Genomic DNA, 23,946 nt, shown 5'->3' on the forward strand with positions numbered 1-23,946 from the left:
AACGCATCTCCGCTTTCAGGCTGTCCGCCTTACTCGGCCGCCGCGGTCGCGTGTTGAGGCTGTCCGTCGTTCGGACCCGTTCGCGCCGTCTGCTCGTCGAGCCAGAGACGGTGGTGCTCGCGGGCCCAATTGACGTCGACGTCGCCCGAACCCATGGCCTCGAACGCACCTTCCATCCCAATGGTGCCGATATAGATGTGGGCGATCATCGCCGCGACGAACAGCACAGCCACGATGGAGTGGACGATCTGGGCCAGCTGCATGCCTTCGATCCCCGTCGTGTAGAACGGGAACATGAGGACATAGCCACTCGCAGCGACGAGACCGCCGCCGATCACGACGATCCAGTAGATCGCCTTCTGGCCGGCGTTGAAGCGGTAGGCCGGCGGATGATCATGCCCGACGATGCCGCCGCCTCGTTTCATCCACGCGACGTCCACCTTGTTCGGAATATTGCCGCCGATCCACATCAGAAAGATCAGAACCACCCCAATGGTGAACGGGAAGCTCAGATAGTTGTGGGCGTACTTTGCCCATTGCGACCATTCGGAGAAAGCCTCGAAGCCGATCAGCGGCAATAGCAGCGGTCGCCCAAAGGTGATGTTTAGTCCGGAGATCGCCAGAATGATGAAGCAGGTGGCAGTCATCCAATGCACGAAACGCTCATAGATGTTAAAGCGCACGATGGTGCGGCCGGACCGTCCGCTTTCGAGGCGGACCATGCCGCGGGTGAGATAGAAGATCACGATCACCGCCAGCATGCCGATGATCGCGATGCCGCCGATCCAGCGCAGCGTGACATTGTGGAACTCGCGCCATTCCCGCCCCTGCGGCTGCTCGAGAACGCCGGACCTCTGATCAGGGATGCTGACGCGGCCCTGGATCCGGTTCAGCTCCTGCAAGAGCTGCTGCTCCTTGACCGAGCTCGCGGTCGGATTGACCTGCTGGGCGCCTACCGGTGCTGGAGCTGCCACGATGAGGAGGAGTAAAGCACCGGCCCCGACAGCCGCCCGAACGAGTTTTGCAAACGACACCATGAGCTCCTCCTCAATGTTCGCGCGACCTTCGTCAGGATTCAATCGTCTCGCGATAGGCCGTCTTCCACCCCCAGGCACCCGAACCGTAGCCGCGCTTCATCACACGCTCCTTGTAGATCTGCGCGATGATCTCGCCGTCGCCTGCGAGCAGCGATTTTGTCGAGCACATTTCGGCACACAGCGGCAGCTTGCCCTCGGCCAGCCGGTTCGCGCCGTATTTCTCGTATTCCTCCTTGCTGCCGTCCGCCTCCGGACCGCCGGCGCAATAGGTGCACTTGTCCATCTTGCCGCGGGAGCCGAAGTTGCCGACCTTCGGATATTGCGGCGCGCCGAACGGACAGGCGTAGAAGCAATAGCCGCAGCCGATGCAGAGATCCTTGGAGTGCAGCACCACGCCGTCAGCGGTGGTGTAGAAGCAGTTCACCGGGCACACCGCAGCGCACGGCGCATCGGTGCAATGCATGCAGGCCATCGTGACCGAGCGTTCGCCGGGCTTGCCGTCATTGATGGTCACAACGCGACGCCGGTTGATGCCCCAGGGCACCTCGTGCTCGTTCTTGCAGGCGGTGACGCAAGCGTTGCACTCGATGCAGCGGTCGGCGTCGCAGAGAAATTTCATACGTGCCATCGTCGTTACTCCTAAGCCGCCGCGATTTGGCAGAGAGTGACTTTGGGCTCCTGCATGCCCGTCGCGGGGTCGTATCCGTACGTAGTGATCGTGTTGGCGCTTTCGCCCAGCACGATCGGGTCGGTGCCCTTCGGGTAATTGCCGCGAAGATCCTTGCCCGCGAACCAGCCGCCGAAGTGGAATGGCATCCAGGCGACGCCCTTGCCAACGCGCTCGGTGACGAGCGCTTTCATCTTCGCCCTCGAATTATTCTCTGCACCCGTGACCCACACCCAGCCACCGTCCTTGACACCGCGCTCGGCGGCATCGGCAGGATTGATCTCGATGAACATGTCTTGCTGCAATTCGGCAAGCCACGGGTTAGTGCGGGTCTCCTCGCCGCCGCCCTCATATTCGACCAGACGGCCGGACGACAGGATGAGCGGGAACTGTTTTGCAATTCCCTTCTCTACCGCTGCCTTCTGCACGGAGAACCCGATATTCGGCATCCGGAACTGCTTGGCGTCGGGCAGCGTCGGATACTTGGCGACGAGGTCGACGCGCGGCGTGTAGATCGGCTCGCGGTGAACAGGGATAGGATCGGGCAAGCCGAAGGCATTCATGCGCGCCTTGCCGTTGCCGTAGGGAACGCAGCCATGCGCCAGCGCTACGCGCTGGATGCCTCCCGACAGGTCGAGCGCCCACGACACCGTGTCCGGATTGGCAGGATTGATCTTGTTGATCACGGCCATTTCCGCTTCGGTGAGCTCGGTGTCCCAGCCGAGCTTCTTCAGGCTTGCCAGCGTGAACTCCGGATAGCCGTCCTGAATTCCCGAACCCAACGAATACGAGCCGTCCGCGAGCAAGCTCACCTTCCGCGTCGTGCCGTCCGGCAGCTTCTCCTCACGCTCGATGCCGAACCGCGGCCGGAACGTACCGCCGCCGTCCATCACGTTCAGATTGGTGTTGTAGAGCAGCGGCGTGCCGGGATGCTTGACCTCAGGTGATCCCCAGCACGGCCAGGGCAGACCGTAATAGTCGCCGCCGACCTCGGGATCGTCCTTCGGTGCCCGCATGCTCAGCATGTCGAACTTGGCCTGGTTCTTCATGTGCGCCTTGAGGCGCTCGGGCGATTGCCCGCAATAGCCAGTCGACCAGCTGCCGCGGTTCATCTCGCGCAGCACATCCTCAGCTTCAGGAAGATTGTTTTCGACCTTGATTTTCTTGAACATCTGGTCGGCGAAGCCGAGCTTCTTCGCCATCAGATAGATGACCTCGAGATCATCCTTCGATTCAAAGATCGGCTTCACGATCTGCTCGCCCCATTGCAGCGAGCGGTTGGAGGCGACGCGCGACCCCTTGCATTCGAATTGCGTGGCGACCGGCAGAATGTAGACGCCATCCTTGCGGCCCGCCTCCACGGAGAGCGAAGCCCAGGTCGTCGGATGCGGGTCGGCAATGACGAGCAGCTCGAGGGCCTTCAGACCCTTGAGGGACTCAGGAATGCGGGTGATGCTGTTGGAGGCGTGTCCCTGCACGAACACCGCCTTCACGTTGTCTTTCTGCGCGACCTGATCCTTGGGCAATGTCACTGCCTCGAACCAGCGGGTCAGCGGAATGCCGGGGGTTTCCATGATCTGCTTGGAGTCGAAGCGGGACTTCAGGAAGTCATAGTCGACCTCCCAAACCCGCGACCAATGCTTCCAGGCGCCTTCGGCGAGGCCGTAGTAGAACGGCAGCGTGACGATATCGAGCCCGACATCGGTCGCGCCCTGCACGTTGTCATGGCCACGGAAGATGTTGGCGCCTGCGCCGGCCTTCCCGACATTGCCAGTCATCAGGAGCGCAATGCAACTTGCGCGCACGTTGGCGGTGCCGACGGTTTTCTGGGTCTGGCCCATGGCCCAGATGAGGGTTGCCGGCTTCTCGGTGGCGAACATCTTGGCGACGCGCTTGAGCTGCTCGCCGGGAATGCCGGTGACTCGCTCGACTTCTTCCGGAGGCCACTTCTCAACCTCCTTCTTGATGTCGTCGAAACCGTAAACGCGCTGCCGGATGAACTCCTTGTCCTCCCAGCCATTCTGGAGAATGTGCCACATCATGCCGTAGAGCACCGGGATGTCGGTGCCAGGGCGCATCCGCACATATTCGGTCGCGTGGGCCGCCGTACGCGTCAGGCGCGGATCGATGACGATAAAGTTGGCCTTTTGCAGCTCCTTGCCCTCGAGCAGATGTTGCAGCGAGACCGGGTGCGCTTCGGCCGGATTGCCGCCCAAGATGACCTGTGTCTTCGCATTGCGGATATCATTGTAGCTGTTGGTCATCGCGCCGTAGCCCCAGGTATTGGCGACGCCGGTCACGGTGGTCGAATGGCAGATGCGAGCCTGATGATCGGTGTTATTGGTCCCCCAGAGCGCACCGAGCTTGCGGAACAGGTAGGCGCCTTCGTTGGTCATCTTGGCCGAGCCGAGCCAATAGACGGAATCGGGGCCCGACTTCTCACGTACAGCTTGAAGCTTGTCTCCGATCTCGTTGATCGCGGAATCCCAGGAGACGCGGGTCCACTGCCCATTTACCAGCTTCATCGGATAGCGCAGCCGCCGCTCACTGTGTACGAGTTCGCGCACCGAGGCGCCCTTGGCACAATGCGAGCCGCGATTGATCGGCGAATCCCAGCTCGGCTCCTGGCCGATCCAAACGCCGTTCAAGACTTCGGCCGTCACCGTGCAGCCAACGGCGCAATGCGTGCAGATGTTCTTGCGGATGGTCGCGCCTGCGGTGAGCGGACCAGCCATTGCCGCTTCCGCTTTGCGCACGCTGCCGACCGGCAGGGTGCCGAGCGCGGCAAGCGCACCGCCGGCAAGACCGGATTTGCGCAAGAAGCTGCGGCGGTCGAGACCGCCGGCCTGCCCCGCAAGGGACTCGACAACGGAGCCGTGGCGCGGGGAATGCTGGTGTGTTCGCTTGATCAGCACGGTCAGCCTCCCTTGGCCGGATAACGATTGACGCGATAAAACGCCTTGACGTGGTCGGATTCCTTGTAGCGCGCCTTGCGCTTCTCATCGTTGGTCTCACTGTCGGCCTGCGCCGACCCGACCAACGGTGTCGCGAGTGTCGCACCGACACCGACCGTGCCGATGCTGACCTTGCGCAGGAAGTCGCGGCGTCCCACTGTGGCCTTCTTGTCTTCACTCATCGCATCTCTCCTGGACCTGCGCGTGCCGGTCAGTTGGCGAATGTGAATGCTTCCATCTCGATCTCGATAAAGGTGCGACCGAGCGCGCCGACCGCCCGATAGAAATGGGCGTTCCCGGCGCTCTCGATGTCCGCGAACAGCCGCCCCATCCAGGGCGATACGTGTTTCTCGAAGAAGGCACGCTGTGCCTCTGGCGAGGCACCGAAGTGCCCGCCGGCAAGGCCCGACATGATCTCGCAAATGATCGCGGCGTGATCCTCGGGTTCGGAATTGTTGGCAAGCCGCTCGATGCCGAGCGTCGTCAAGTCTCCTCGCAGGCGCGACAGCGGCCGTTCGTTGAGAAAGCCGGTGAGATAGTACGAGGCATAAGGCAGCAATTCGCCGCGACCGAGCCCCACGAACAGATCAAAATATTCGCGCTCGACCTTCGCCGCGACTGCGCTTGAGGCGACGTCGGCGAGCGCTGCATGCGCGCGGCCGAGTGGCGTTGCGTCGCAACTCAATGCCGCAAGCTGCTCGAGCAATCGTTTCGACGGCGGCGCGGACAGTAACGTTGCTAGCAACGCATATTCCTGCGCGCGCGCAGCATCGACGGAATCGACAAGCTCTGCTGATACGGCTTGTTCGCTGTAGAGATCGGGCCGCAAATCGTTGCGTGCAACGCCGGTCGCTGCTTCGACTGCAACCACCCGTTGTGCTGGCACGCGGGTCCAATTCGACACGGAGGGTTGGCTGATACCTATTTTGCGCGCAAGCTGAGCAATGCCGCCTGCAGCATCGATTGCGCGATCAAGCCCGTCATCCCGCACGTGGACCTCCCATCCGAGTCCCGTCTGCTTGATTATTGCTTTTGTTACAAAGCGCTAACGAAATCGTAGTCCCGGTTCCACGGATGGTCAATCATCCGTCCATAGCCTGAGCCTATATCCTTTAGTCGTGCTGCTCGCGCGGCAGTGCACCACCGTGAGTACGGCGCCTAACAGGCTCAGCGAAATCCGCAGATCTGTCCGCGACTGTCGGTTGCACCGCAACAGGGATTGCCGGCTGTTCAGTCGCGTCCGATGTCTCGACAACACCCGATGCGGCCGTCGCTTCGGCTTGATGCAGTTCCGCCGAAGAGTCCGCTGTTTCAATCGACGCCTCGGGGACGGATTGGACCACCTCACGCACCCCACCGACGATACGATCGACCAGTGCGGCCAGCTGTTCCGACGAACAATCCAGCGGCCCAAAACCCGGCATTGCGGTCGGGTCGTTGAAGTCCCATGCATTCTCCGCAAGCCCGACGAAGTCGCGAATGGCGGGGTCGGTCGCCCAGGCGCGGCGAAGAGCCGCACGGCTCAACTCCTGTGGAATACCCTTGCTCAGGAAGGCGGTGATGTCGGTCGCAGCATTGATCTCGTCGATCGACGGCAGGCTCGAGAGATCGAACGCGCTATCATCGTCCTTGGCCTCGCGCGGCAGCGTGGGCTGAGCCGGGGCAGGCGTCGCCGGCTCCGCTCGCGCTTCGCGTTTGCGGCGGGACCAACGTGCAAGGAATTCTTCCTCACTCATTCCTGTCCGCCTTCATGGTCGCGGCGCGCCAGTGCCTCCGGATCAGCGCGGCGCCGCTTGCGCTTGACGAACTCCCGTTCGACATGGTGCTCGGCGACGAACCTTTCAATTGCTTTGCGCAGTACCTCCGGCATCGGCACGGCCTCGACGAGATTGTCGGCGGCTTCGGTAAAGCCCTCGCCCTCAGCGGGGTCGGCGGTAACCGCAGCAAGGGTATAAGGCCAGGCGCCTTCCGAGGGCGACAGCACAGTCCAGATGCTCGGACTGCCGGAGGCGAGATTGTCGCGATAGCGCGCCGTCTCGGACGGATAGAGATCCACGGTCGCGCTTCCCGCATAGAACAGGGTCGTGCCGTCCTGCTCGCGGAGTACGGTCCAGGGTTGTGCCGCCGGCTCGTCCGGCAGGACGGCAATTCCGCGCCAGATGAAGTCAACCCAGGGCGAGTCGGCCTTGCGCCGCTCGACGACGACGCCGACGGAGATGGACGCTAATGGCGATACCGCCGGGCTCATGTCATCATCTCCAGGCGCTTCACCGGCAGGCCGGTCAGCAGATTTTGTGGCTTCATCCGGAGCTTCTGATCCGCCGTCATCGACAGGATCAGGTAGACAGGTTCGTCCCCGACATCGTCATGCGCGCGGCTTGAATCCGCAAAAGTCAGCCGGAACAGTGCGAGCATCCGGTCGGCACTGCGCTGGTCGAGTTCCTCGCCGTGCCACAGACGGTCGCCGAGCCCAGTGGCGTCGGCATCGAGCCCGACATACCAGGTGAGCTTTGCCTCCCGCAACGCACGCAGCGGCTCTATCGTGACGTCGAGGCCAAGCAGGTGGGAGATCCATCGCGTCATCGCCTGCGCCAGCGCAGCTGGTCCACGTCCGCCGGCCGTGAGGTCAAGGGCCATGTCGAATTGGTCGCTGCGCTGCCAATAGGCCCCGGCATTCTCGTCGCTCAACACATCGAGCACCGCATCGGTGGTGGCGCCCAGCATCGACATCAGGGAGAGCACCGGGGTCGGACTCCGGCCGCCGACTATCTCCTCGTCGCCAAGCAGCAGGGCCTGCTCATGCGGCAGAATCCGCTGGACCCGGAAGAACAGCTCGGCCGCGCGCAGCACGAACGGATCGTCGCAGCCGTCGAGCGCGTTGCGCAGGATGACATGCACCAGCTGGTTGACGAACAGCGGCGGCAGGTCGTTCGCGCCTGATCGCACCGCTGCAAGATAGGCGGCTTCGAGCGTCGGATGCCGCAACAGGAGATCGCGGAATGCCAGCACGAATTGCCAGTTCTCCCGGGCGTCAGCATCGGAAATTGCGGCAATTTCGTCGGCGCCGACCGCCTGACGCGGATCGGCGAGCAGTTCGCGGTGCAACCGGCGTTCGATCGGACATGCATCGGCCGGCGGCATCAGCTCGGGACGCGCAAAATAGGCCTTGAGGAATTCGTCGGTGACGCACAGCCCACCGCCCTCGTCGCGATCGAGCAAATGATGGCCGCAGGCGATCCAGAAATCGTTCATCTGACGGTCGGCTCCCGGCCCAGATCCGCAAGCCTGAGCTCGCCGTCAGGCTGGACGTCGTCGTCCACTTCCATGAACGAGAACGCCTTGCCATGCCCCTGCCCTTCGCGGAGCTTTAGTCGGCGGAAGGACTCGCGGACCTCGCCGCCGCTTGAAGCCCGGTGCACTGCAATAAGCGAGCTGACGGGATGGGTGCACAGCGACTGCGAGAACGCCACCTCCTCTTCCGCGGCCGTCATCGCTGTCGCCATGTCCGGCGCACCGAAACGATCGACGAGCTGCCTGGCAAGGAGATCGATCAGCCTGCGGTAATCGTCCTCGGTCGCCGGAACGATCTGCACCAGCGTCGACCAGCCCCAGGATTGCACGCCGAGGAACCCGCCGCGAAACGCCGCGCGCGCCTTGCCCTCGAGCTTCGCACTATCGCAATCCCAGAAGCGGAAAGCACCGGAGACGGCCCATTCACCCGGCTCCGCTGCCACATCGAACACGAAGGTGTCGGAGGGATCGAGCGCGATAGTACGCAAGAGCTTCACAGCCGCGGCCCTCCAAGTGCCGGATCGAGCCAGGATGGCGTCGCGAGCGCCTGCACGAGGTCGCCACGTTCGATCTCGCCCGCCCCAATCCGGCGCGTGAGGAGATCGCCGCGATCGTCGATGCGTTGGACGGTCTGCCGTTCGCGGGGCATACGGGAAAGATATTCGCGCGCGACGCCATCAAAACCGCCCGCCTGCCAGTCATCGAATGCCAGCATCAGGTGTCGGGCAAAGCTCTCCGTGATCTGCGCCGCACCAGCCTCGCCAAAGCCTTCCTGGTCGAGCGCCGAGGCGAGCGGGTGAACACCCCGTTCGTCCTCGTTCATGGCAACCGTCCGGATCATCGCGCCGAACACCAGCCATGGCGGCGGCTCCTCCTCAATGGCCGCGAGAGGCCAACCCATACGCCCGCCGCCGACCAGCCCTCCGTCGATCCTGACGGCATCCGGCCAGCCGATCGTGATGGGCTTGCTCGGCGGTGCGTAGGCACGCAAGGCATCGGTGAGCGCGACCATGCCGGCGTAGAACGCGCGCCGCGCCGTACGGAAGGGCTCTGCTGGCTCGAGCACCACGGCGAACTCCGCCAGATCAAAGCGCCCGACATAGACAAGCGTTCCGGCGCCGCTCTCCGGTGCAATGCGGCATGCGTGGGCAAAAGCGTCGCCACTCTCGCGCAGCCGCACCAATGTGAACGGCGGCGGCAGGTGGATCGGTTCCACCAGGGAAACGTGGCTGACTGGGATCGACGGCAGGCCGTCCTCCGCTTTCCTTTTCTTCCCGATAGATAATGTTCTATAGGAAGCGAAGGGCCGGCGCGAGTCCGTCGTCGGTACCGGATTGGCGGAGGGGTTAACCTGGAGCAGCCATCCAAGACCGTCCTGATCTGCTCGTGCGAAGACACGATGCGTCTCGACTCGGCCGCGATTCAGCGTGGATGTCCCAGCTGCGAGATCAAGAGCTTTCGCCATCTCTGCGGCGCCGAGCTCGATCACTTCCGCAGCGCAGCGGCCGCTGGAGGCACACTGACGGTCGCCTGCACGCAGCAGGCCGCGCAATTCACTGACGAGGCCGGCGAACGGCCTGATGCGATCAGCTTCGTCAACATCCGCGAAACGGCCGGCTGGTCACGCGACGGCGCGCGCGCCGGCGCGAAAATGGCTGCCCTGCTCGCATCCGCCTCCATCCCGGCCCCGGACTATCCGCTCGTCACCTTGTCGAGCGAGGGCGTGGTCCTGATCTACGGGCGCGATGAGGCCGCGATCGAAGCCGGCCGCCTGCTTGCCGATCACCTCGACGTCACGGTTATGCTGAAACAGCTCGACGAGATGATGCCGTCCGCTGCAACGGTCTTCCCGATCGTGCAGGGCACGATCCGCTCCGCAAAGGGACATTTCGGCGCTTTCGAACTTGCGATCGACGATTATGCGCGTCCCCGCCCCTCCTCGCGCGATCGCTTTGTACTGGACGCACCGCGAAGCGGGGTCACCTCGCGCTGCGATATCGTGCTCGACCTTTCCGGCGGGATGCCATTGTTTCCCGCCCACGAGTTGCGCGACGGCTATCTGCGCGCAGATCCGAACGATCCCGCTGCCGTGCTCCGCGCCGTGCTGACCGCGCGCGATCTCGTCGGCAGCTTCGACAAGCCGAAATATGTCGACGTTACGCCCGCTCTTTGCGCCCATTCGCGCTCGAAGCGCACGGGCTGCCATCGCTGCCTCGATCTCTGCCCAACCGGGGCGATCACGCCCGTCGGCGATCATATCGCAATTGATCCGAACATCTGCGCGGGCTGCGGCCAATGCGCCGCTGCCTGCCCGACCGGCGCGGCATCTTATGCACTGCCGCCCGCCGATACGCAGCTTCAAAGAATTCGTGCCATGCTGCTCGCTTACCACGAGGCCGGTGGCACGGATGCGGTGCTGCTCTTTCATGACGGCCCGCACGGTACGCCCCTGATCGATGCCCTGGCGCGGTATGGCGACGGCTTGCCGGCGAACGTGCTTCCCTTTGCCGTCAACGAGATCACCCAGCTCGGGCTGGAGGCAGTCGTCGGCGCTTTCGCTTATGGCGTATCCGCTGTGCGCTTCCTGCTCCGCGCAAAGCCGCGCCACGATGTGACCGGACTTTCGCAGACGATCGCCATGTCTGAAGCGATCCTTGGCGGCCTCGGCTTTGAGGGCCACCGCGTCACCACCATCGAAACGGATGATCCCGACGCGCTCGGCGAGCATTTGGCTGCTATCGGCACGCTCGCGGCCGTCGCTGCGCCCGCGACCTTCAAGACCGTCGGCAAGCGGCGCGACCTTTTGCGGTTCGGGCTCAGCGAGTTGCATCGCCTGGCGCCGAAACCGGTCGACGTGATCGCCCTGCCGCAGGGTGCGCCTGTGGGCGCAATCAGCGTCGATACCAGCGGCTGTACCCTATGCCTCTCTTGCGTCTCGGCCTGCCCGACCGGCGCGCTTCGCGACGATCCCGAGCGGCCAGTGCTGAAGTTCGTCGAGGACGCCTGCGTGCAATGCGGCCTGTGCCAGAGCACCTGTCCGGAAAAAGTCATCAGCCTCAAGCCGCAGATCGATTTCCGCGCGGCCCGCGCTTCCGCCGTGATTATCAAGGAAGAGGAGCCCGCGCTCTGCGTCCGCTGCGGCACGGCCTTCGGCGTCAAGAGCACGATCGACCGCATCGCCGCCAAGCTCGAAGGCCGGCATTGGATGTATCCGGCGGGTGACAAGCGGATCGCGGCACTCAGGATGTGCGCTGACTGCCGCGTCATCGTCATGAGCGAACAGCAATTCGATCCCTTCAAGGGCGTGCCGGAACGAACGCCACCGCGAACGACGGATGACTATCTCCGCCAGCGCGATGGCAAGGACTAGACGAAGCGGATATCTTCGCAGGATCGGAAGCGGCAATTATCGCGACGTTGCGCGGCCCAAGAAGTCGGTCAACGCACGGCGGTCCTCGGCCGAGCCGATGCGCTGCTCGGGCATCTTGGTGCCGGGGGTGTAGGCATTCGGTCCGATCTCGAACAGCTTTGCGACCGTCTCCGGCGTCCAGACGATGTCCATCGTCTTCAGCGCTTCGGAGAAACGATAGCCCGGCAGCGAAGCGATCTTGCGGCCGTATAGTCCCGCAAGTGTCGGGCCCGCACGCTGAACCTCCTTGTCCGACAGCGTGTGACAGGCAACACATGCCCGAAATACATCGGCGCCAGGATCGCCGGCATAGGCGGCGAGCGGATCGGCCGGCGTTCCCGAGAGGTTCGAACCAATGGGATCGCCGGTGCGCGCATTCCAGCGCCTGATCTTGCCGTCCGCACCACCCGTCATCAGTGTCTCTCGATCCGGAAGGAAGGCGACCGACCATACCGGCAAGCCGGACACGACCAGCGTTCGTAGCAGGCTGCGCGACTTGCGATCGATGATCGCCACCGTGCCGCCGATGCCGGCCGCAGCAATCAACGTGCCGTCTCCCGATATCGTCAAGGCCACCACGGGTGTGGGACCGGCCGCGACCTCGCCGCTGACCTTGCCGTCGGCGGTCAGCATCCGCAGCATGCCATCAACCGCGCCCGTGACGATTTCACCATCCGGCGCCACAACTACCGCGTTGAGCGGCGCCGGCAACGTCACGACTTCAGGCTGGCCATCCGGCAAACGCCAGATGCGCAACGTGAGATCATAGCCGACGCTGAGAAGCGACCTGCCGTCCGGTGTGAAGGCGACGCCGTTGACGTTCTGCGAATGACCTTCGAGCACGCGCGACGCGCCGTCCGACAGCGACCAGAGCCGCACCGTCCGATCCCATGAACCGGATGCGAGAAGCGCACCATCGGGAGACACCGCAAGCGCGACGATTGGACCTCCATGTCCCTCGAACACCCGATCCGGCCGCTGCCGGCCCGCCGTCCATACCGCAATCCGTGCATCGGCGCCGGCCGTGACCAGGCGGCCTCCGCTCAGAAAGGCGACAGCATTGACGGCGTCAGCATGATACCGCAGCACTTGCTCTGCCGTATCCGTCTTCAAAGACCAGCGAATGGCGGCAGTATCGAAGCTTCCGGACAGGAGGCCGTTCCCATCGGGGGAAACAGCGAGGGCTCGTACGGGGCCGCCATGCCCCACCATGTCGGCGTGCACGGATGATACCGCGAAAATGGCCCACAGGGCCGCGGCGCCACGCGCGCAGAAAGGTAGCCTCATTGACCCTCACCGGCCCTGGTCACATTCACGCCCTCAAGATTGCCAGAAGAGCCACTGGAGATGAATATCCGAACCTATCTACTTGGCTGGTGCCCTCATGCTCTTGGACGAGCCTTCCGGCGCGGCCTGCATTCCAGGCGGACTCTGACCTTGGGGACTTTCGGCGGGCGCACCACCCGACCCCGTATTGATTGGACCCGTCCAGCCTTGCGGCTGTGCTTGGCCCTTCTCCTCGGGACGGGTTTGCGCCCCAGATGAGTTGGTTTGTGCGGGTTGGGCGGAGGCACTCTCGAAGAGGCAAAGTGCTGCGAAGCACACAATCGCTATCGGCAATTTCACGTCGGATCCTCCGATGCGCGTACTAAACGGGGTGACACTGCATTCCGTTCCGGAATGTGCGTTGCAACAGGCTAACCTTGCGCATCCCGCTTGAATGCCGGTGGTCCGGACACTAATCTTTGGCTGGGCACGTCAAGGATGACGGCATGCAGGGGCGAACGAGGCCATTTCTGCAGATGCTGGCGCGATTGCGCGCTTTGCGCGCGCTCGATGGATCGCAAGATCCCGATTCCCGAGACGCCTCGCCGTTCTTGATCCTCGTTGCGGTCGTGCTTGCGCTTCTTCTTGCAATATTGGAAATCGACCTGAATCGCGCCGCACTCCAGTCTCTTGGCTTGATGGGTGATGCGTTTTCGGTCGATCCCATGTTCAAGAGCCCGTAGGCCGCCTGTGCCTTGATGCGACCAACGAGTTTGCTCGCGGCAAGCCGTGTCGTATAAATGGCTTGACGTTTCGATTGAGGGAGGTTGCGGATGAAGGCTTTTGTTCTTGGCTGCGTCGCGGCCGTGGTGATCGCGATTGCGGGGATGGAGATCTTGAATCGAATTCAGGAGCCCGTCGCGCAAGCGTTTGCTACGACCGGGGTGCGCCTCTGAAACCACGCAAACTGGACAACTCGCACCTGACCGGAACAACAGTGGCGACCGAACTCCGTGCTGCAGCCATCCATCGATGCTTCACGCGCCGCACACGGTCAGCCGACCATCCGTATCGATCAGGCGCGCCTGCACATTAGGTCGTGAGGCGACGATATCCCGTATTTGAGGAATGGCCATCAGGCTGAAGGCCGTCGAGAGGGCATCTGCTTCGGTGGCGGTCGGAGCGACAACGCTCACCGTTCGATGGAGGGACGGGCTCAGTCCCGTCATTGGGTCGAACAGATGCGTGAATCGACCGGCAGCATCGAAACGGAATCCGGCGCCGGACGTCGTCGCGATCGCACGGTCGACGAGATCGATCGTCTCGGTGAGAGCCCCTGGCCTGTCCGGATCCCCAAGACCTATACGCCAAGGCCTGCCATCGGGTCGCGATCCGATTGCGCGTATCTCTCCCATATCGACCAGGGTCGTCGACAAGCCGGCCCTTCGCAGCTTGTCGACGACCTTGTCGGTCGCGAATCCCTGCGCGATGCCGTTCAGGGTTACCGCGGCCCCGCGATGCGTCAGGGCAATGCGATCTGATCTCACAAGCAATCCTCGGCGGCCGACCCTCGTCAGCACTTCGGCGAGCTTCTCCAGCGACGGGCCGTTCGGATCCGGACGCTCCGAAGAAAAATGGTCGGCATAGAGCTGCCACAACGGCTGAACGGTTGGATCGAATGCGCCGCCGGTCAGGTCGGCAAAGGCCAGGGAAGCCTCGAGCAAGGCCACCATGTCCGGATCCGGCGCGACGAGAATGCCGGTGCGGTTGAGCGTGCTGATCGCGGAGTCCTGGCGGTACAAGCTGAATTGCTGCTCCAGCCGGCGCACGTCGAGAAGACAACTGCCGACCAGTCGCGCAGCCTCGGCACGGTCTGGATGATATACCTCGATCGAGACCTGCGCCCCGAGCGCTGAACCGTGCCAGCGGACGGCCTCTTCCGCTCGAACGATGCGGGCGCCGCTCACGAAAGCCGAACCGAGCACCGTCGCCGTGATTGCGATCATCCGTCGCCGCGTGAGACTTGGATTGTGCGTCATCGAGGTCCTCAGTTTAGCCTGGCATCGCTGCGATCATGTTCGGCGGCCCCGCCCGCCGTGTCGCTGCCCAGGACATAAGTGCCGGGAATTTCCGCGAACGTCACCACCCGACCGCCGTTCTCGGCTGCGAAGCCATCAGCCGCGGCCCGGTTGCCGAACGGCACTGCTTCCGCCGCTCCCATGCCGCCCCGCTTCCGGCTTTCGATCACGAAAAACGCGGTCCGCGCATCGATCCAGTTCGTTGGGCCGAGCTCCTCCCAACTCGAAGCGCGCGCCATGTCCGAGACATAGATCGCGCGGATGTCACGCGGCTGATCCGACATCAACGTGAACGCCACGGTATCGCGGACGGAAGTGAACCAGAACGGATCGATGCGGCCCGACGTGATGATCTGCCCCTTGGGTCCGGGATGCTCCATCAGATTCATGCCGCAAAAGACGCCCATCGCATCGCGCGTGAGAGGAAGCGGCGGCGGCACGTTGGTGTTCGCCGCGTTCGGATTGCAGCCAACGAGAAACAGCGCCGCGATGATGATCGCACCGGCGGATCTTCGAGTCATAGTTCCCTCCGTGCGAAGAAGGTCGTCGCAAGCCCGAGCGGCGCCACGATCCAGAGCAGCAGGCCGAGCAATAACGCCGTAATGCCGGTCGTCGCCGTTCCGGACAACCCGGCCATGCCGGAAAATTGGCTCACATTGAATCCCGTGAGATTCGCCAACCGGTAAAGATCGGTGGGATTGAGAAACAGAAGCCATTCGAGCACCGTCGCCGAGATGATCCGCCCCTGGTCGACCACCAGCATGCCAAGCAATGCCATATCGAACACCAGCACCATCAGGAGCCAGATGCCGACAGAAAGGCCTGCCGCCGTGCCGCGGTCGCGAACCAGGCTGCTGATCAGGTAACCTATCGCCACGAATACGGCCCCCAGCATGATCGACGTCCCGAGCATCGAAGCAAACGCGTACCAGCTCGCCGCCAGCACGGAGGCGCCGGTGATCGCGAGCGCAGCAGCCGCCGCGCCGTAACCGAGGATCGTCGCAAAAGCCAGGATCAGGACATGCCCGCAGAACTTACCGAGGATGACCTGGCTGCGGCCCACCGGGTAACTCAACAGCAGGATCATCGTGCCCCGCTCCATTTCACCGACCACAGCATCGTGCGAGATCAGCAGCGCGATCAGCGGCAACAGAAAAATCGTCAGGCTGGACAGGCTGACAACCACCACGTCGAGGGCGCCGGCACCAACATTGCCCGTGGGCGCGCTGCCGAGGAACGTCAGCGACAAGGCAAGGGCCGCCAGCAGGAGCGTGGTCGCCAATACCCAGCGGTTCCGCAAGCCTTCCTGGATTTCCTTGAAGGCGATGATCCCGACTGTCCTCACGCGGCCTTCTCCTGCGTGTTGAGGAAATGTGCGTAGAGATCGTCGAGGGTCGGAGCGGCGATTTCAATGTTCCTGACACGGCGATCGCCCGCTACCGCGCGCAACAGATCCATCTTTCCTGTCTCGTCAGCCACCAACACGGTCTTGCGGCCCGAAGCCGAGACAGTTTCATCCGCGATCGGGGCGGCAATTTCTTCATCCGCGCCGACCGCCAGATCGAGTGAGACCCGGATCGGCAACTGCGAGAGTGAGCGCAATTCGGCCAACGTGCCTTGAGCGACCAGCCGGCCGCGATTCATGATCAGCACGTGCTCCGCGCGATCTTCGAGTTCGTTGAGCGCGTGGGACGAGATCAGGACGGTGGCGCCGCCGTCGCGCAATTCGTTGAGAATCTCGTAGAACGTTTGCCGGAGCGCTGGATCGAGGCCCGTGGTCGGCTCATCCAGCAACAGCACGCGTGGTTGTCCAAGCAACGCCTGGGCCAGACCCAGTCGCTGCCGCATACCCTTGGAATAAGTCCCGACGCGGCGATCGGCTGCATCGCTCAGTCCGACGCGGTCGAGCAGCGCCCAAGCCGAGACTGGCTTGATCCGCTTCAGACGGGCATAGAACGCCAGCGTTTCGCGTCCCGTGAGGGCTGCGTTGAACGCGACGTTTTCGGGGAGGTAGCCAAGCAGCCGGCGTTCGGAGAATTCGCCCGCTGCCGGATCCTGCCCCATCACGCGAATTTCGCCGCGGTCGGACCGGATCAAGCCCAGCATCAATTTGATCAGCGTGGTCTTGCCGGCGCCGTTGTGGCCGACCAGCGCGCTCAGCCGCCCGGGCACGAGAGAGAACGAGACGTCACGCAGCGCGCGCACCTTGCGATAGTTCTTGTCGACACCGGTCACGGACACGGTAACGGTCATCTGGAGCTCCATTCGGGCGAAGGCTTCGGCGGTGGCGCGACCAGAGGATGGCTATCGACGACGCCGCCGGGATAGAGAGCCGGAAACTGCGCCTGCGCCCAGCGCAGCACTTGCACCGCGGGGCTGTTGATCAAGACCTTGGCGGATGGCGCCGTCCACAGCACGCGATCGACCAGATCGTTGGGCCGATAAGCTGTGTCAGCAATGCCATCACCGTTCAGGTCGAATGCCGGGTTATCGCTCCAGTAATTGCCGCTGCCACCCTTCGACCAGTCGAGATCACGTGTGCCGACATATTTGACCTGGTTGCGATTGCCGACGAAGGCATTGCCCGCAATCTCGTTGCCTTCCGAGCCGGCGGTGAAGTGGACGCCGATGCCGCAACGTTCGAACCAGTTGTTGCGGAACCTGTTGTGGTTGGTGTTGTAGATGAACACGCATTTTTCCGGTCCGCTGCGGACGTCCCGGGTTGGCCTTATGTCGGGCACCATCTCCTTCTCGTCATCCGGACCTTGGCTGCCGACTGCGACGTTGTCCAGCGATCCGCCAACGACCCGGTTGCCGTCGATCTCGGCATAATTGGCGTAGTTGAACAGTATCCCGTAGTCACGATCGCGATCCGATACATTATTGCGGACCACAAGTCGGTTCGAATACATGATGGCGTAGCCAACCGTATTGCGCACTGAAACGTTGCCGCGGACCTCGCTGTCGTTGGTGTACATGTAGTGAACCGCGAAGCGCACCTGTTCGAAACGGTTGTTGATGAAGTGGTCCTTGCGACTGCTGATCGTGAAGATGCCGTCTCGGCCGTAGCGGAAGGTGTTTTCCGCGATGGTGACGTCGGGCGCGTTCCAGACCGACACGCCATTCCCGCTCTCGCTGCGGCGCCCCTCGCGCAATCCTTCGATGACGTTGCGCTCGACACGCGAGCCTGCCGCGCCGTGAACGTAGATGCCGAACAGGTTCCCTTCGAGGCGGTTGTTCTCGATGATCGCACGCTCCGCAGTCTTCTCGAGAAAGATCCCTGAATTCATGGCCTGGAGATCGCGACCGGATTCCCTAATGGTGAGGCCGCGGATGGTGACCCCCGGCGCGGTCACGGTAATGACATTGCCGGACCTGCCACCGCTGAGCACCGCGCCGGGCTCCCCGGCCAGGATAAGGCGCCGGTCAATCCTGACCCGCCCCTCGTAAACGCCGGGTCCCAGCTTGACGACGTCGCCTTCCTGTGCACGGTCCAGTACTGCTTGGAGCGGCTGATCCGCAAAGGCCCTCAGCTCCGCCGCGGTGGCGGAGCCAAAGGCCCCGGCGGCGCAGATCGCCGCCGGGATGAGTCGTGGCAAAACACGCACGTGCTGTTCTCGCTCAGACCATCTTCGGTTCGACGAACATGCGGCCCTTCATCTCCATATGCATGGCATGACAGAACCACGAGCAGTAATACCAGTAGACGCCGGGCTTATCCGCCGTGAACGACACCGAGGCGGTCGCCATTGGCGCAACCTCCATCTGGATGCCATAGTTCACGATGCAGAAACCGTGGGTCAGGTCCTCTACGGCGTCGATGTTCGTGACGTAGACGGTCACCTGATCGCCCTGCTTGACCTGGAATTGGTCGAGGCCGAACGCCGGCGCCGTCGACGTCATGTAGACGCGGACCGTGTTGCCGTCGCGGATGACCTTGGAGTCGGCTTCGAGATTGATCCCGTCGGCTTTCGCCTGCTTCACTGCGTCCGCGAACATCGGGTCGGCCCGGTCCCAGATCGAGATCGGGTTGATCTTGGAGCGATGGACGATGGTGGCGTCGTGCGGCTCGGCAAAGCTCGGACCGTCATGGATGAGAACCATCTTGTCGCCTGATATGTCGATCAACTGATCATTCTCCGGCTTCAGCGGACCGACATTGAGGAAGCGGTCCTTGGAGAACTTATTCAGGGAGATCAGCCACTTTCCGTCGGCCTCCTTGGTCTGGCCCATGGAAGAATGGTTGTGACCGGGCTGATAGTGAACGTCGAGCTTCTGGATGATGGGATCGACCTTTTCCCCCTTGAAGGCGCGTTTTGCGAGCTCGATGTTCCACTTGCAGACCTGGCTGTCGAGGAACAGTGTCGTATAGGCGTTGCCTTTGCCGTCGTAGGCGGTATGCAGCGGCCCGAGACCGAGTTCGGGTTCGGCTACGACCACGTCGCGCGGCTTGATCTTGTCGTCGAACAACTGGTCGAACAGCCTGACATCCATGACCGTGACGGTCGGCGACAGCTTCCCGGCCGCGACGATGTGGATTCCGTCGGGTGCGGTGTTCATGCCGTGCGGATTATTCGAGACCGGAACGTAGCGCGTGTAAGGCGAACCCTTCCGGCCGTCGATCACTGGCACGCCGTTCATTTCCTTGAAGTCGCCCTTTTTGACCGCCTCCTCGATCCGCTTAAGGTTGAAGATCACGACCCAATCCTGTTCGTTGGCGGTCATCTCGGCCAAGGTGACACCTTCCTCCGCGTTGTAGCAGGTAGAGAACGCGTATTTGCCCTGATAGTCGGCATCGACGTTGTCGAGATTGCCGTCGACGATCACCTGCCACGCAACCTTCATGGTGTCACTGTCCAGCGCCGTGAAGATCGCACGATAATCTTTCGGCTTGTCGAGCACCTTGCCGTCGTTCGGGAGCGGCACGCCATCCTCGCCGTTACAGAACACGTATCCGGTGCGGGGATATTTTTGCAGCCGCAGGCCATGGACCGTATGCTGGTTCGGCAGCTCGATGATCTTGTCGCACTTCATGACGTCGAGGCGCACGCGTGCGACCCGGGTGTTGGCCTTGTCGTTCATGAACGCGTATCGGCCGTCATAGGTACCGTCGGTGAACGTGATGTGCGGATGATGCAGATCGCCGTTCATGAACGTGCCGCCGCGGCTCTTGAGCAATTCGCGCGTCGCAGGCTGCAGCCCTTCGGTCAGCACCTTAAGGCTCTCGTTGGTCTGTCCCCATCCGGTGGCACTACAGCGGTTGAAGACGGGAACGCGCATCAGTTCGCGCATCGAGGGCAAACCGACGATGCGCATTTCGCCGGACTGGCCGCTGGAGAAGAACACGTAATATTCGTCGAGTTCGCCCGGAGCCACCTCGGCCTTCTGCACCGCCGGACGCGCCGCCGGCGCCTTTGGTGCCGACTTGGTCTGAGCGTCCGCCGCCGTGACGAGGCCGAGGCCGTCGCTCGACAGGCCAACTCCGCCCGCAATACCGACGCCAGCGGCCGCAGCCGTTGTCCCTAGCAAAGTGCGCCGGCTGACGGGTTTTCCATTTTCGTTGTCGCTCATGGTGGCCTCCTGGGCTTCAGTTTGGTGGTGGGGTAATGGCTTCTGCGCGCGGCAGCCCGACCGGCTTGCCGCCCGCAGTGATTATGGTTTGCGGTCCCTTGCCGCCGCTGCGCATCGACGACGACGACAGCGCTTCACGCTTCTCGCGCTTCAGCCGCACCTGAATCATGTGCGGGCAGCGGTGATCGTCGAAGTAGAGCTCCTGGCAATGCATGCAGTAGATGCATTCATTGACGTTGATGTGCCCCTCAGGATGGATCGCCTGCACCGGGCATTCGTTGGCGCAGCGCTGGCAGGGCGAGCCGCATTCCGGCCAGCGGCGCAGCCATTCGAACATGCGGATACGCCCCGGAATCGCCAGCGCAGCGCCAAGCGGGCACATGTAGCGACAGAAAAATCGCTCGACGAACAATCCGGCCGACAGAAGCGTCAGCGCATAGACGGCGAACGGCCATTCGCGCGCGAACTTCAGGACGATCGCCGTCTTGAAGGGCTCGACTTCCGCGAGCTGTTCGGCAAACGCGGTCGAGTACAGCGACATCCCGAACAGGCCCAGGAAGATGATGTATTTGAGTGGCCATAGCCGCTCGTGAAGACCCCATGGCAATCGATATTGCGGAATCTTGACCGCCTGCGCGACGTTGTTGAGCAGCTCCTGCAACGCACCGAACGGACAGAGCCAGCCGCAGAACGGACCGCGCCCCCAGAACAGAAGCCCGGCGGCGATCGAGCACCACAGCAGGAAGATCAGCGGCACGGACAGGAAGTATTCCCAGCTGAACCCGGTCAACAATGAATTGGCGAACGTCAGGACGTTGACGACCGAAAGCTGCGCATTCGCGTACCAGCCGAGCCACACGAGAATGAACGCCAGGTAGACCCGGCGTACCCAGGTATAGACTTTCGGGCGGCGCACCAGCTGATTCTGGAAGAAGAAGATGAGCGTGAGCGCACCAAGCGCGAAGGCCGCCATGGCGACCTTGACGATGTTGCCTCGCCAGATCTTCATCCACAGCGGCTCGTCTTCGGTTGAAGCTGGTCCTGCTGTCTCGCGCCGTTCGGTCGCCGATGCGGGCGTTCGGTCCGGCGAGGCGCCTTGGCCTTGCGCCGCCGGCTCGCGCTTCACGTAAGCATCAGGCAATGCATATCCCAGCTCGAAGGTCACCCATGCCTTGTCGCGTGCGCCCACGACGCGCTGCACGAGCAGTTGCAATATCCATTGTTCGGTCGGATCGAAACTGAACTCAGCCGGCACGACAAAAAGCGCGATCTCGGGAAAATCGGGCGCGCCCTCGGCCTCGAGGCTTCCCAGCCGGGTGTGGTCGCGATCGCGGAAACGGATGCTGTTGGTATCCTGGATCAATTCGATCCGGTCGAAGATCCCGCCGCGAACGTAAGCGGCGCCCTTGAAGGAATAACGGCCCGCCCCCGCGACGACGAGCGCCTGCTGGCCCGGCTTGAGCCTTCCGGTCAGGCGATTGTATCCGTCGTTCCCGAGCAGGCTGCGGCCGATGGTCGGCACCGCAACGTCGGCGACATAAAGATCGATGAACGTGTCGCTGGGGTCGCCTTCCTCCGGATGGGCCGCCGCGGCCGCGTTGCCGGACTTCTCGAAAGCCTGATTGATATCGGCAAGAGAGAGGGTCAGGCGGCGAACGGAGCCGTCACCGACCAGGCTCTGCCAATCGCGGATCTCGCTCTTGCCGGGATCAATCGCCCTGATGACTTGAGGCGCGGGGCCGGCCGGCGCAAGGCCCTGGGCACCGAGACGACCGCTCTTGATGATCTTCGTTGCGGATCGGAGGATGCTGTCCCCCATCACCAGAACGGTGACCGTCGCGCCACTGACGATGTCCACCTGCGGCGCGGTCGCCGCTCCGCGGACGACGGGCTCCATATCGGTACCGATCAATTTCTTGACCGCTTCCAGGATGCGTCTTTCCGGAATACCCACGAGAACGATGGGCTCCTTGTGCTCGACCAGCTTCAGGCCGGTGAGCACGCCCTTCGGGTTGATTCCGACCAGGATCTGGATCGGCTTGCCCGAATAGCCAGTTGCGTTGGCGAAATCCGAATTCAGGTAGACGAACCCAAGGAGCTGGTCGTCCTTGTAGGCTGGAGCAATCGCTGGATCGCCTTGCGGCACTCCGAGCCGGTTCGCACCGGGAATCAGTTCTCCCGGCTCCGCCTTCGGCAGGTAGTCATTCAATCTGCCAGTAGCATCGGCCGGACAGCCGAAGCCGATCCAGCCGAGAACGGCCAGGGCCAGCACCAGGAACAGTCTGATACCAAAGAGTTTTAGCAAGCGCGCCGCTTTCAGTTAGCAGAACGCCGTTGTTCTGAATCGCTCCTCTTGTAACAGCGCGAGCGGGTCCACCTTTGCGCTACCTCAAACAGACGCGGCGCGGACAAGGCCATGCTCCACGGTGTGATTGGAACCCAAGATGCGCAGTGAACCCCTGTTGGCAGCAGAGCCGCCCGCTTCTGTCCGGAACGTCGGCGAGCTCTATGCGATTGCGTTTACTCAGGCCGAAGAGGCTGCGCAGCGTTATGGCAAGCTTGCCGCAACCGGTGACGAGGGCTTCGAACCAGTCCGCTGCGTTTTCGAAGTCCTGAATCAAAGGGAGTTAGAACGCGCCGAAACAATCGAGAAAGCCTGCATCGCAGCCATCGGGCGCGGGCCTGCCAGGGCTGATCTCAGGTGGCCACCGATGGATTTGGTTCCCGCGGAAGAGCTGTCCGAGCTTGAGGGCTCGCTGCTCGCGACCGCTTATGGCGCATGGGCGCTCGCCGTCCGGCACCGCGAACGAGCCTTCATATTCTGGACATATATCGCAGCGCGCGCCGAAAGCGGGCTTGTGCGGGCAGCCGCTGAGAGTCTGGCGCGCGAGGCGCTGCGTGACGGCAATCTGCTTCGCCGCGAGCGCCGGCTGGCGTGGCGGGCCGGCCGAAGGCAGTCTCTTGCGGCACAGGAGACGGCAGTCACTGAGTTCTCATCGGCCGCGTTGCTCGAAAGCCTCCTTCTCAGGGGCATCTTTCGATGGTCCCAGGATGCGCCCGCGCCGCAGCGAAGGCGCCTGCTGTCCCTGATTGGAGACGGCTTACAGATTCCGATCGGGGACACCAACGATACTTTTCCGCATTCTGAAACGCTCGACGACATCAAGCGCCGTGTGCTGCGTCTCGCGGAACAATTGTCCTCGATCTATCTCGATGAAGCCGACAATGCCGTCGACCAGTCGCGATTGGAGCTGGCTCAGCAGCTCGCGGCCCGCTCCATCGCCCGGCTGGCAGATCTTCGCACCATTGCATCCCTTCCTGGATGATGGGTAACGAGCGCCTCCCTGGTTTGCGCAGCGACAAAGACAGATCCGGCATCCGGGGCGATGTTGGGTCCATGAAGCAGCAAATCACCGATCAGTTGACCGCCCCGGAGACGACGATCGACGTTCGAAGCATTCCGCGGACGATGCGCCATCCGTTGATCTTCGACACGTTTGATCAGTTGGCTCCCGGGCAGTTCTTCCATGTCGTGAGTGACCACGACCCGCGTCCGTTGCGCTACCTGTTCGACGTCAGGTATTTCAACATCTTCACTTGGGATTATGTCGAGACGGGTCCGGATATCTGGCGTGTCCGCGTCGGCCGCCCCGGCTGAATGACTCGCGGGGTT

General features: G+C 62.8%; 23 protein-coding genes. 5 read left to right on the forward strand and 18 right to left on the reverse strand.

The features are described 5' to 3' along the window. Positions 1 to 29 precede the first annotated feature (29 nt). From ACR9YP_RS30680 to ACR9YP_RS30725, 10 genes are all read right to left on the reverse strand, one after another. A complete protein-coding gene (locus ACR9YP_RS30680) occupies positions 30 to 1,037 on the reverse strand; it encodes a formate dehydrogenase subunit gamma (protein ID WP_438109492.1) in 1,008 nt (335 codons plus the stop codon). Positions 1,038 to 1,068: 31 nt separating this feature from the next. After that, positions 1,069 to 1,665 (reverse strand): formate dehydrogenase FDH3 subunit beta, encoded by a 597-nt coding sequence (fdh3B, locus tag ACR9YP_RS30685; protein WP_091887497.1) that lies wholly within the window; start codon positions 1,663 to 1,665, stop codon positions 1,069 to 1,071. Positions 1,666 to 1,676: 11 nt separating this feature from the next. Then, positions 1,677 to 4,619, reverse strand: a complete 2,943-nt coding sequence (locus ACR9YP_RS30690; RefSeq protein WP_438109493.1) for a formate dehydrogenase subunit alpha — start codon at positions 4,617 to 4,619, stop codon at positions 1,677 to 1,679. 2 nt (positions 4,620 to 4,621) lie between these two features. Continuing rightward, the gene (locus ACR9YP_RS30695; protein ID WP_091887502.1) at positions 4,622 to 4,840 is read right to left on the reverse strand and encodes a twin-arginine translocation signal domain-containing protein; all 219 of its coding nucleotides are present in this window, start codon (positions 4,838 to 4,840) and stop codon (positions 4,622 to 4,624) included. 29 nt (positions 4,841 to 4,869) lie between these two features. Continuing rightward, positions 4,870 to 5,649 (reverse strand): molecular chaperone TorD family protein, encoded by a 780-nt coding sequence (locus ACR9YP_RS30700; RefSeq protein ID WP_438109494.1) that lies wholly within the window; start codon positions 5,647 to 5,649, stop codon positions 4,870 to 4,872. Positions 5,650 to 5,770: 121 nt separating this feature from the next. Then, entirely contained in the window at positions 5,771 to 6,394 is a 624-nt protein-coding gene (locus ACR9YP_RS30705; RefSeq protein ID WP_438109495.1) for a DUF3306 domain-containing protein, read from the reverse strand. After that, positions 6,391 to 6,906: a DUF3305 domain-containing protein gene (locus ACR9YP_RS30710; protein WP_438109496.1), complete on the reverse strand. Its 516-nt coding sequence runs from the start codon at positions 6,904 to 6,906 to the stop codon at positions 6,391 to 6,393. Before ACR9YP_RS30710 ends, ACR9YP_RS30705 begins: the two co-directional genes overlap by 4 nt. Then, on the reverse strand, positions 6,903 to 7,910 hold the full coding sequence (locus ACR9YP_RS30715; RefSeq protein ID WP_438109497.1) for a DUF6352 family protein: 1,008 nt from the start codon (positions 7,908 to 7,910) through the stop codon (positions 6,903 to 6,905). The genes ACR9YP_RS30710 and ACR9YP_RS30715 overlap by 4 nt, the downstream gene beginning before the upstream one ends. After that, positions 7,907 to 8,446, reverse strand: coding sequence for a DUF6505 family protein (locus tag ACR9YP_RS30720; RefSeq protein ID WP_091887511.1), 540 nt, complete (start codon positions 8,444 to 8,446; stop codon positions 7,907 to 7,909). Before ACR9YP_RS30720 ends, ACR9YP_RS30715 begins: the two co-directional genes overlap by 4 nt. After that, positions 8,443 to 9,165: a biotin/lipoate--protein ligase family protein gene (locus tag ACR9YP_RS30725; RefSeq protein WP_438109498.1), complete on the reverse strand. Its 723-nt coding sequence runs from the start codon at positions 9,163 to 9,165 to the stop codon at positions 8,443 to 8,445. Before ACR9YP_RS30725 ends, ACR9YP_RS30720 begins: the two co-directional genes overlap by 4 nt. Positions 9,166 to 9,348: 183 nt before the next feature. Between ACR9YP_RS30725 and ACR9YP_RS30730 the strand changes: the two genes are divergently transcribed. Continuing rightward, positions 9,349 to 11,319 (forward strand): 4Fe-4S binding protein, encoded by a 1,971-nt coding sequence (locus tag ACR9YP_RS30730; protein WP_474217781.1) that lies wholly within the window; start codon positions 9,349 to 9,351, stop codon positions 11,317 to 11,319. A gap of 36 nt (positions 11,320 to 11,355) precedes the next feature. On the opposite strand, the gene ACR9YP_RS30735 is transcribed toward ACR9YP_RS30730, so the two are convergent. Then, positions 11,356 to 12,645: a c-type cytochrome gene (locus tag ACR9YP_RS30735; RefSeq protein ID WP_438109500.1), complete on the reverse strand. Its 1,290-nt coding sequence runs from the start codon at positions 12,643 to 12,645 to the stop codon at positions 11,356 to 11,358. Between the two features lie 536 nt (positions 12,646 to 13,181). Here ACR9YP_RS30735 and ACR9YP_RS30740 point away from each other — a divergent pair. Both ACR9YP_RS30740 and ACR9YP_RS30745 read left to right on the forward strand, forming a co-directional pair. After that, positions 13,182 to 13,367: a hypothetical protein gene (locus ACR9YP_RS30740; protein ID WP_474217782.1), complete on the forward strand. Its 186-nt coding sequence runs from the start codon at positions 13,182 to 13,184 to the stop codon at positions 13,365 to 13,367. Between the two features lie 90 nt (positions 13,368 to 13,457). Further along, on the forward strand, positions 13,458 to 13,580 hold the full coding sequence (locus ACR9YP_RS30745) for a hypothetical protein (protein WP_438109502.1): 123 nt from the start codon (positions 13,458 to 13,460) through the stop codon (positions 13,578 to 13,580). 81 nt (positions 13,581 to 13,661) lie between these two features. On the opposite strand, the gene ACR9YP_RS30750 is transcribed toward ACR9YP_RS30745, so the two are convergent. Genes ACR9YP_RS30750 through ACR9YP_RS30780 form a run of 7 tightly spaced genes read right to left on the reverse strand, consistent with a single transcriptional unit; the run spans position 13,662 to position 22,545 of the window. After that, on the reverse strand, positions 13,662 to 14,663 hold the full coding sequence (locus ACR9YP_RS30750) for an FAD:protein FMN transferase (protein WP_438109503.1): 1,002 nt from the start codon (positions 14,661 to 14,663) through the stop codon (positions 13,662 to 13,664). An 8-nt stretch (positions 14,664 to 14,671) separates the two neighbouring features. Continuing rightward, positions 14,672 to 15,223 (reverse strand): nitrous oxide reductase accessory protein NosL, encoded by a 552-nt coding sequence (locus tag ACR9YP_RS30755; RefSeq protein WP_370988542.1) that lies wholly within the window; start codon positions 15,221 to 15,223, stop codon positions 14,672 to 14,674. Beyond that, a complete protein-coding gene (locus ACR9YP_RS30760; RefSeq protein WP_438109504.1) occupies positions 15,220 to 16,047 on the reverse strand; it encodes an ABC transporter permease subunit in 828 nt (275 codons plus the stop codon). Before ACR9YP_RS30760 ends, ACR9YP_RS30755 begins: the two co-directional genes overlap by 4 nt. Then, entirely contained in the window at positions 16,044 to 16,955 is a 912-nt protein-coding gene (locus tag ACR9YP_RS30765; protein ID WP_438109505.1) for an ABC transporter ATP-binding protein, read from the reverse strand. The genes ACR9YP_RS30760 and ACR9YP_RS30765 overlap by 4 nt, the downstream gene beginning before the upstream one ends. Further along, positions 16,952 to 18,310: a nitrous oxide reductase family maturation protein NosD gene (locus ACR9YP_RS30770; RefSeq protein WP_370988546.1), complete on the reverse strand. Its 1,359-nt coding sequence runs from the start codon at positions 18,308 to 18,310 to the stop codon at positions 16,952 to 16,954. Before ACR9YP_RS30770 ends, ACR9YP_RS30765 begins: the two co-directional genes overlap by 4 nt. A 13-nt stretch (positions 18,311 to 18,323) precedes the next feature. Continuing rightward, positions 18,324 to 20,273, reverse strand: coding sequence for a TAT-dependent nitrous-oxide reductase (gene nosZ, locus ACR9YP_RS30775; RefSeq protein WP_438109506.1), 1,950 nt, complete (start codon positions 20,271 to 20,273; stop codon positions 18,324 to 18,326). A gap of 16 nt (positions 20,274 to 20,289) precedes the next feature. Then, positions 20,290 to 22,545 carry a 4Fe-4S binding protein gene (locus ACR9YP_RS30780; protein ID WP_438110834.1) on the reverse strand — a complete coding sequence of 752 codons (2,256 nt, stop codon included), beginning with the start codon at positions 22,543 to 22,545 and terminating at the stop codon, positions 20,290 to 20,292. A 172-nt stretch (positions 22,546 to 22,717) separates the two neighbouring features. On the opposite strand from ACR9YP_RS30780, the gene ACR9YP_RS30785 reads away from it, so the two are divergent. Together ACR9YP_RS30785 and ACR9YP_RS30790 are read left to right on the forward strand one after the other, a co-directional pair. Next, a complete protein-coding gene (locus ACR9YP_RS30785) occupies positions 22,718 to 23,599 on the forward strand; it encodes a ferritin family protein (protein ID WP_474217783.1) in 882 nt (293 codons plus the stop codon). Between the two features lie 71 nt (positions 23,600 to 23,670). Beyond that, positions 23,671 to 23,931, forward strand: a complete 261-nt coding sequence (locus tag ACR9YP_RS30790) for a DUF2249 domain-containing protein (RefSeq protein ID WP_474217784.1) — start codon at positions 23,671 to 23,673, stop codon at positions 23,929 to 23,931. Positions 23,932 to 23,946 lie beyond the last annotated feature (15 nt).

This window comes from Bradyrhizobium sp. BR14999, from assembly GCF_056106085.1.

What these genes read in the sequence shown, in the direction of transcription:
- ACR9YP_RS30785 (WP_474217783.1), top strand. Translation starts at nt 22,718, where the DNA reads ATGCGCAGTGAACCCCTGTTGGCAGCAGAGCCGCCCGCTTCTGTCCGG.
- fdh3B (WP_091887497.1), bottom strand. Translation starts at nt 1,665, where the DNA reads ATGGCACGTATGAAATTTCTCTGCGACGCCGACCGCTGCATCGAGTGC.
- ACR9YP_RS30755 (WP_370988542.1), bottom strand. Translation starts at nt 15,223, where the DNA reads ATGACTCGAAGATCCGCCGGTGCGATCATCATCGCGGCGCTGTTTCTC.
- ACR9YP_RS30750 (WP_438109503.1), bottom strand. Translation starts at nt 14,663, where the DNA reads ATGACGCACAATCCAAGTCTCACGCGGCGACGGATGATCGCAATCACG.
- ACR9YP_RS30695 (WP_091887502.1), bottom strand. Translation starts at nt 4,840, where the DNA reads ATGAGTGAAGACAAGAAGGCCACAGTGGGACGCCGCGACTTCCTGCGC.
- ACR9YP_RS30730 (WP_474217781.1), top strand. Translation starts at nt 9,349, where the DNA reads ATGCGTCTCGACTCGGCCGCGATTCAGCGTGGATGTCCCAGCTGCGAG.
- ACR9YP_RS30715 (WP_438109497.1), bottom strand. Translation starts at nt 7,910, where the DNA reads ATGAACGATTTCTGGATCGCCTGCGGCCATCATTTGCTCGATCGCGAC.
- nosZ (WP_438109506.1), bottom strand. Translation starts at nt 20,273, where the DNA reads ATGAGCGACAACGAAAATGGAAAACCCGTCAGCCGGCGCACTTTGCTA.
- ACR9YP_RS30735 (WP_438109500.1), bottom strand. Translation starts at nt 12,645, where the DNA reads ATGAGGCTACCTTTCTGCGCGCGTGGCGCCGCGGCCCTGTGGGCCATT.
- ACR9YP_RS30710 (WP_438109496.1), bottom strand. Translation starts at nt 6,906, where the DNA reads ATGAGCCCGGCGGTATCGCCATTAGCGTCCATCTCCGTCGGCGTCGTC.
- ACR9YP_RS30680 (WP_438109492.1), bottom strand. Translation starts at nt 1,037, where the DNA reads ATGGTGTCGTTTGCAAAACTCGTTCGGGCGGCTGTCGGGGCCGGTGCT.
- ACR9YP_RS30765 (WP_438109505.1), bottom strand. Translation starts at nt 16,955, where the DNA reads ATGACCGTTACCGTGTCCGTGACCGGTGTCGACAAGAACTATCGCAAG.
- ACR9YP_RS30745 (WP_438109502.1), top strand. Translation starts at nt 13,458, where the DNA reads ATGAAGGCTTTTGTTCTTGGCTGCGTCGCGGCCGTGGTGATCGCGATT.
- ACR9YP_RS30705 (WP_438109495.1), bottom strand. Translation starts at nt 6,394, where the DNA reads ATGAGTGAGGAAGAATTCCTTGCACGTTGGTCCCGCCGCAAACGCGAA.
- ACR9YP_RS30790 (WP_474217784.1), top strand. Translation starts at nt 23,671, where the DNA reads ATGAAGCAGCAAATCACCGATCAGTTGACCGCCCCGGAGACGACGATC.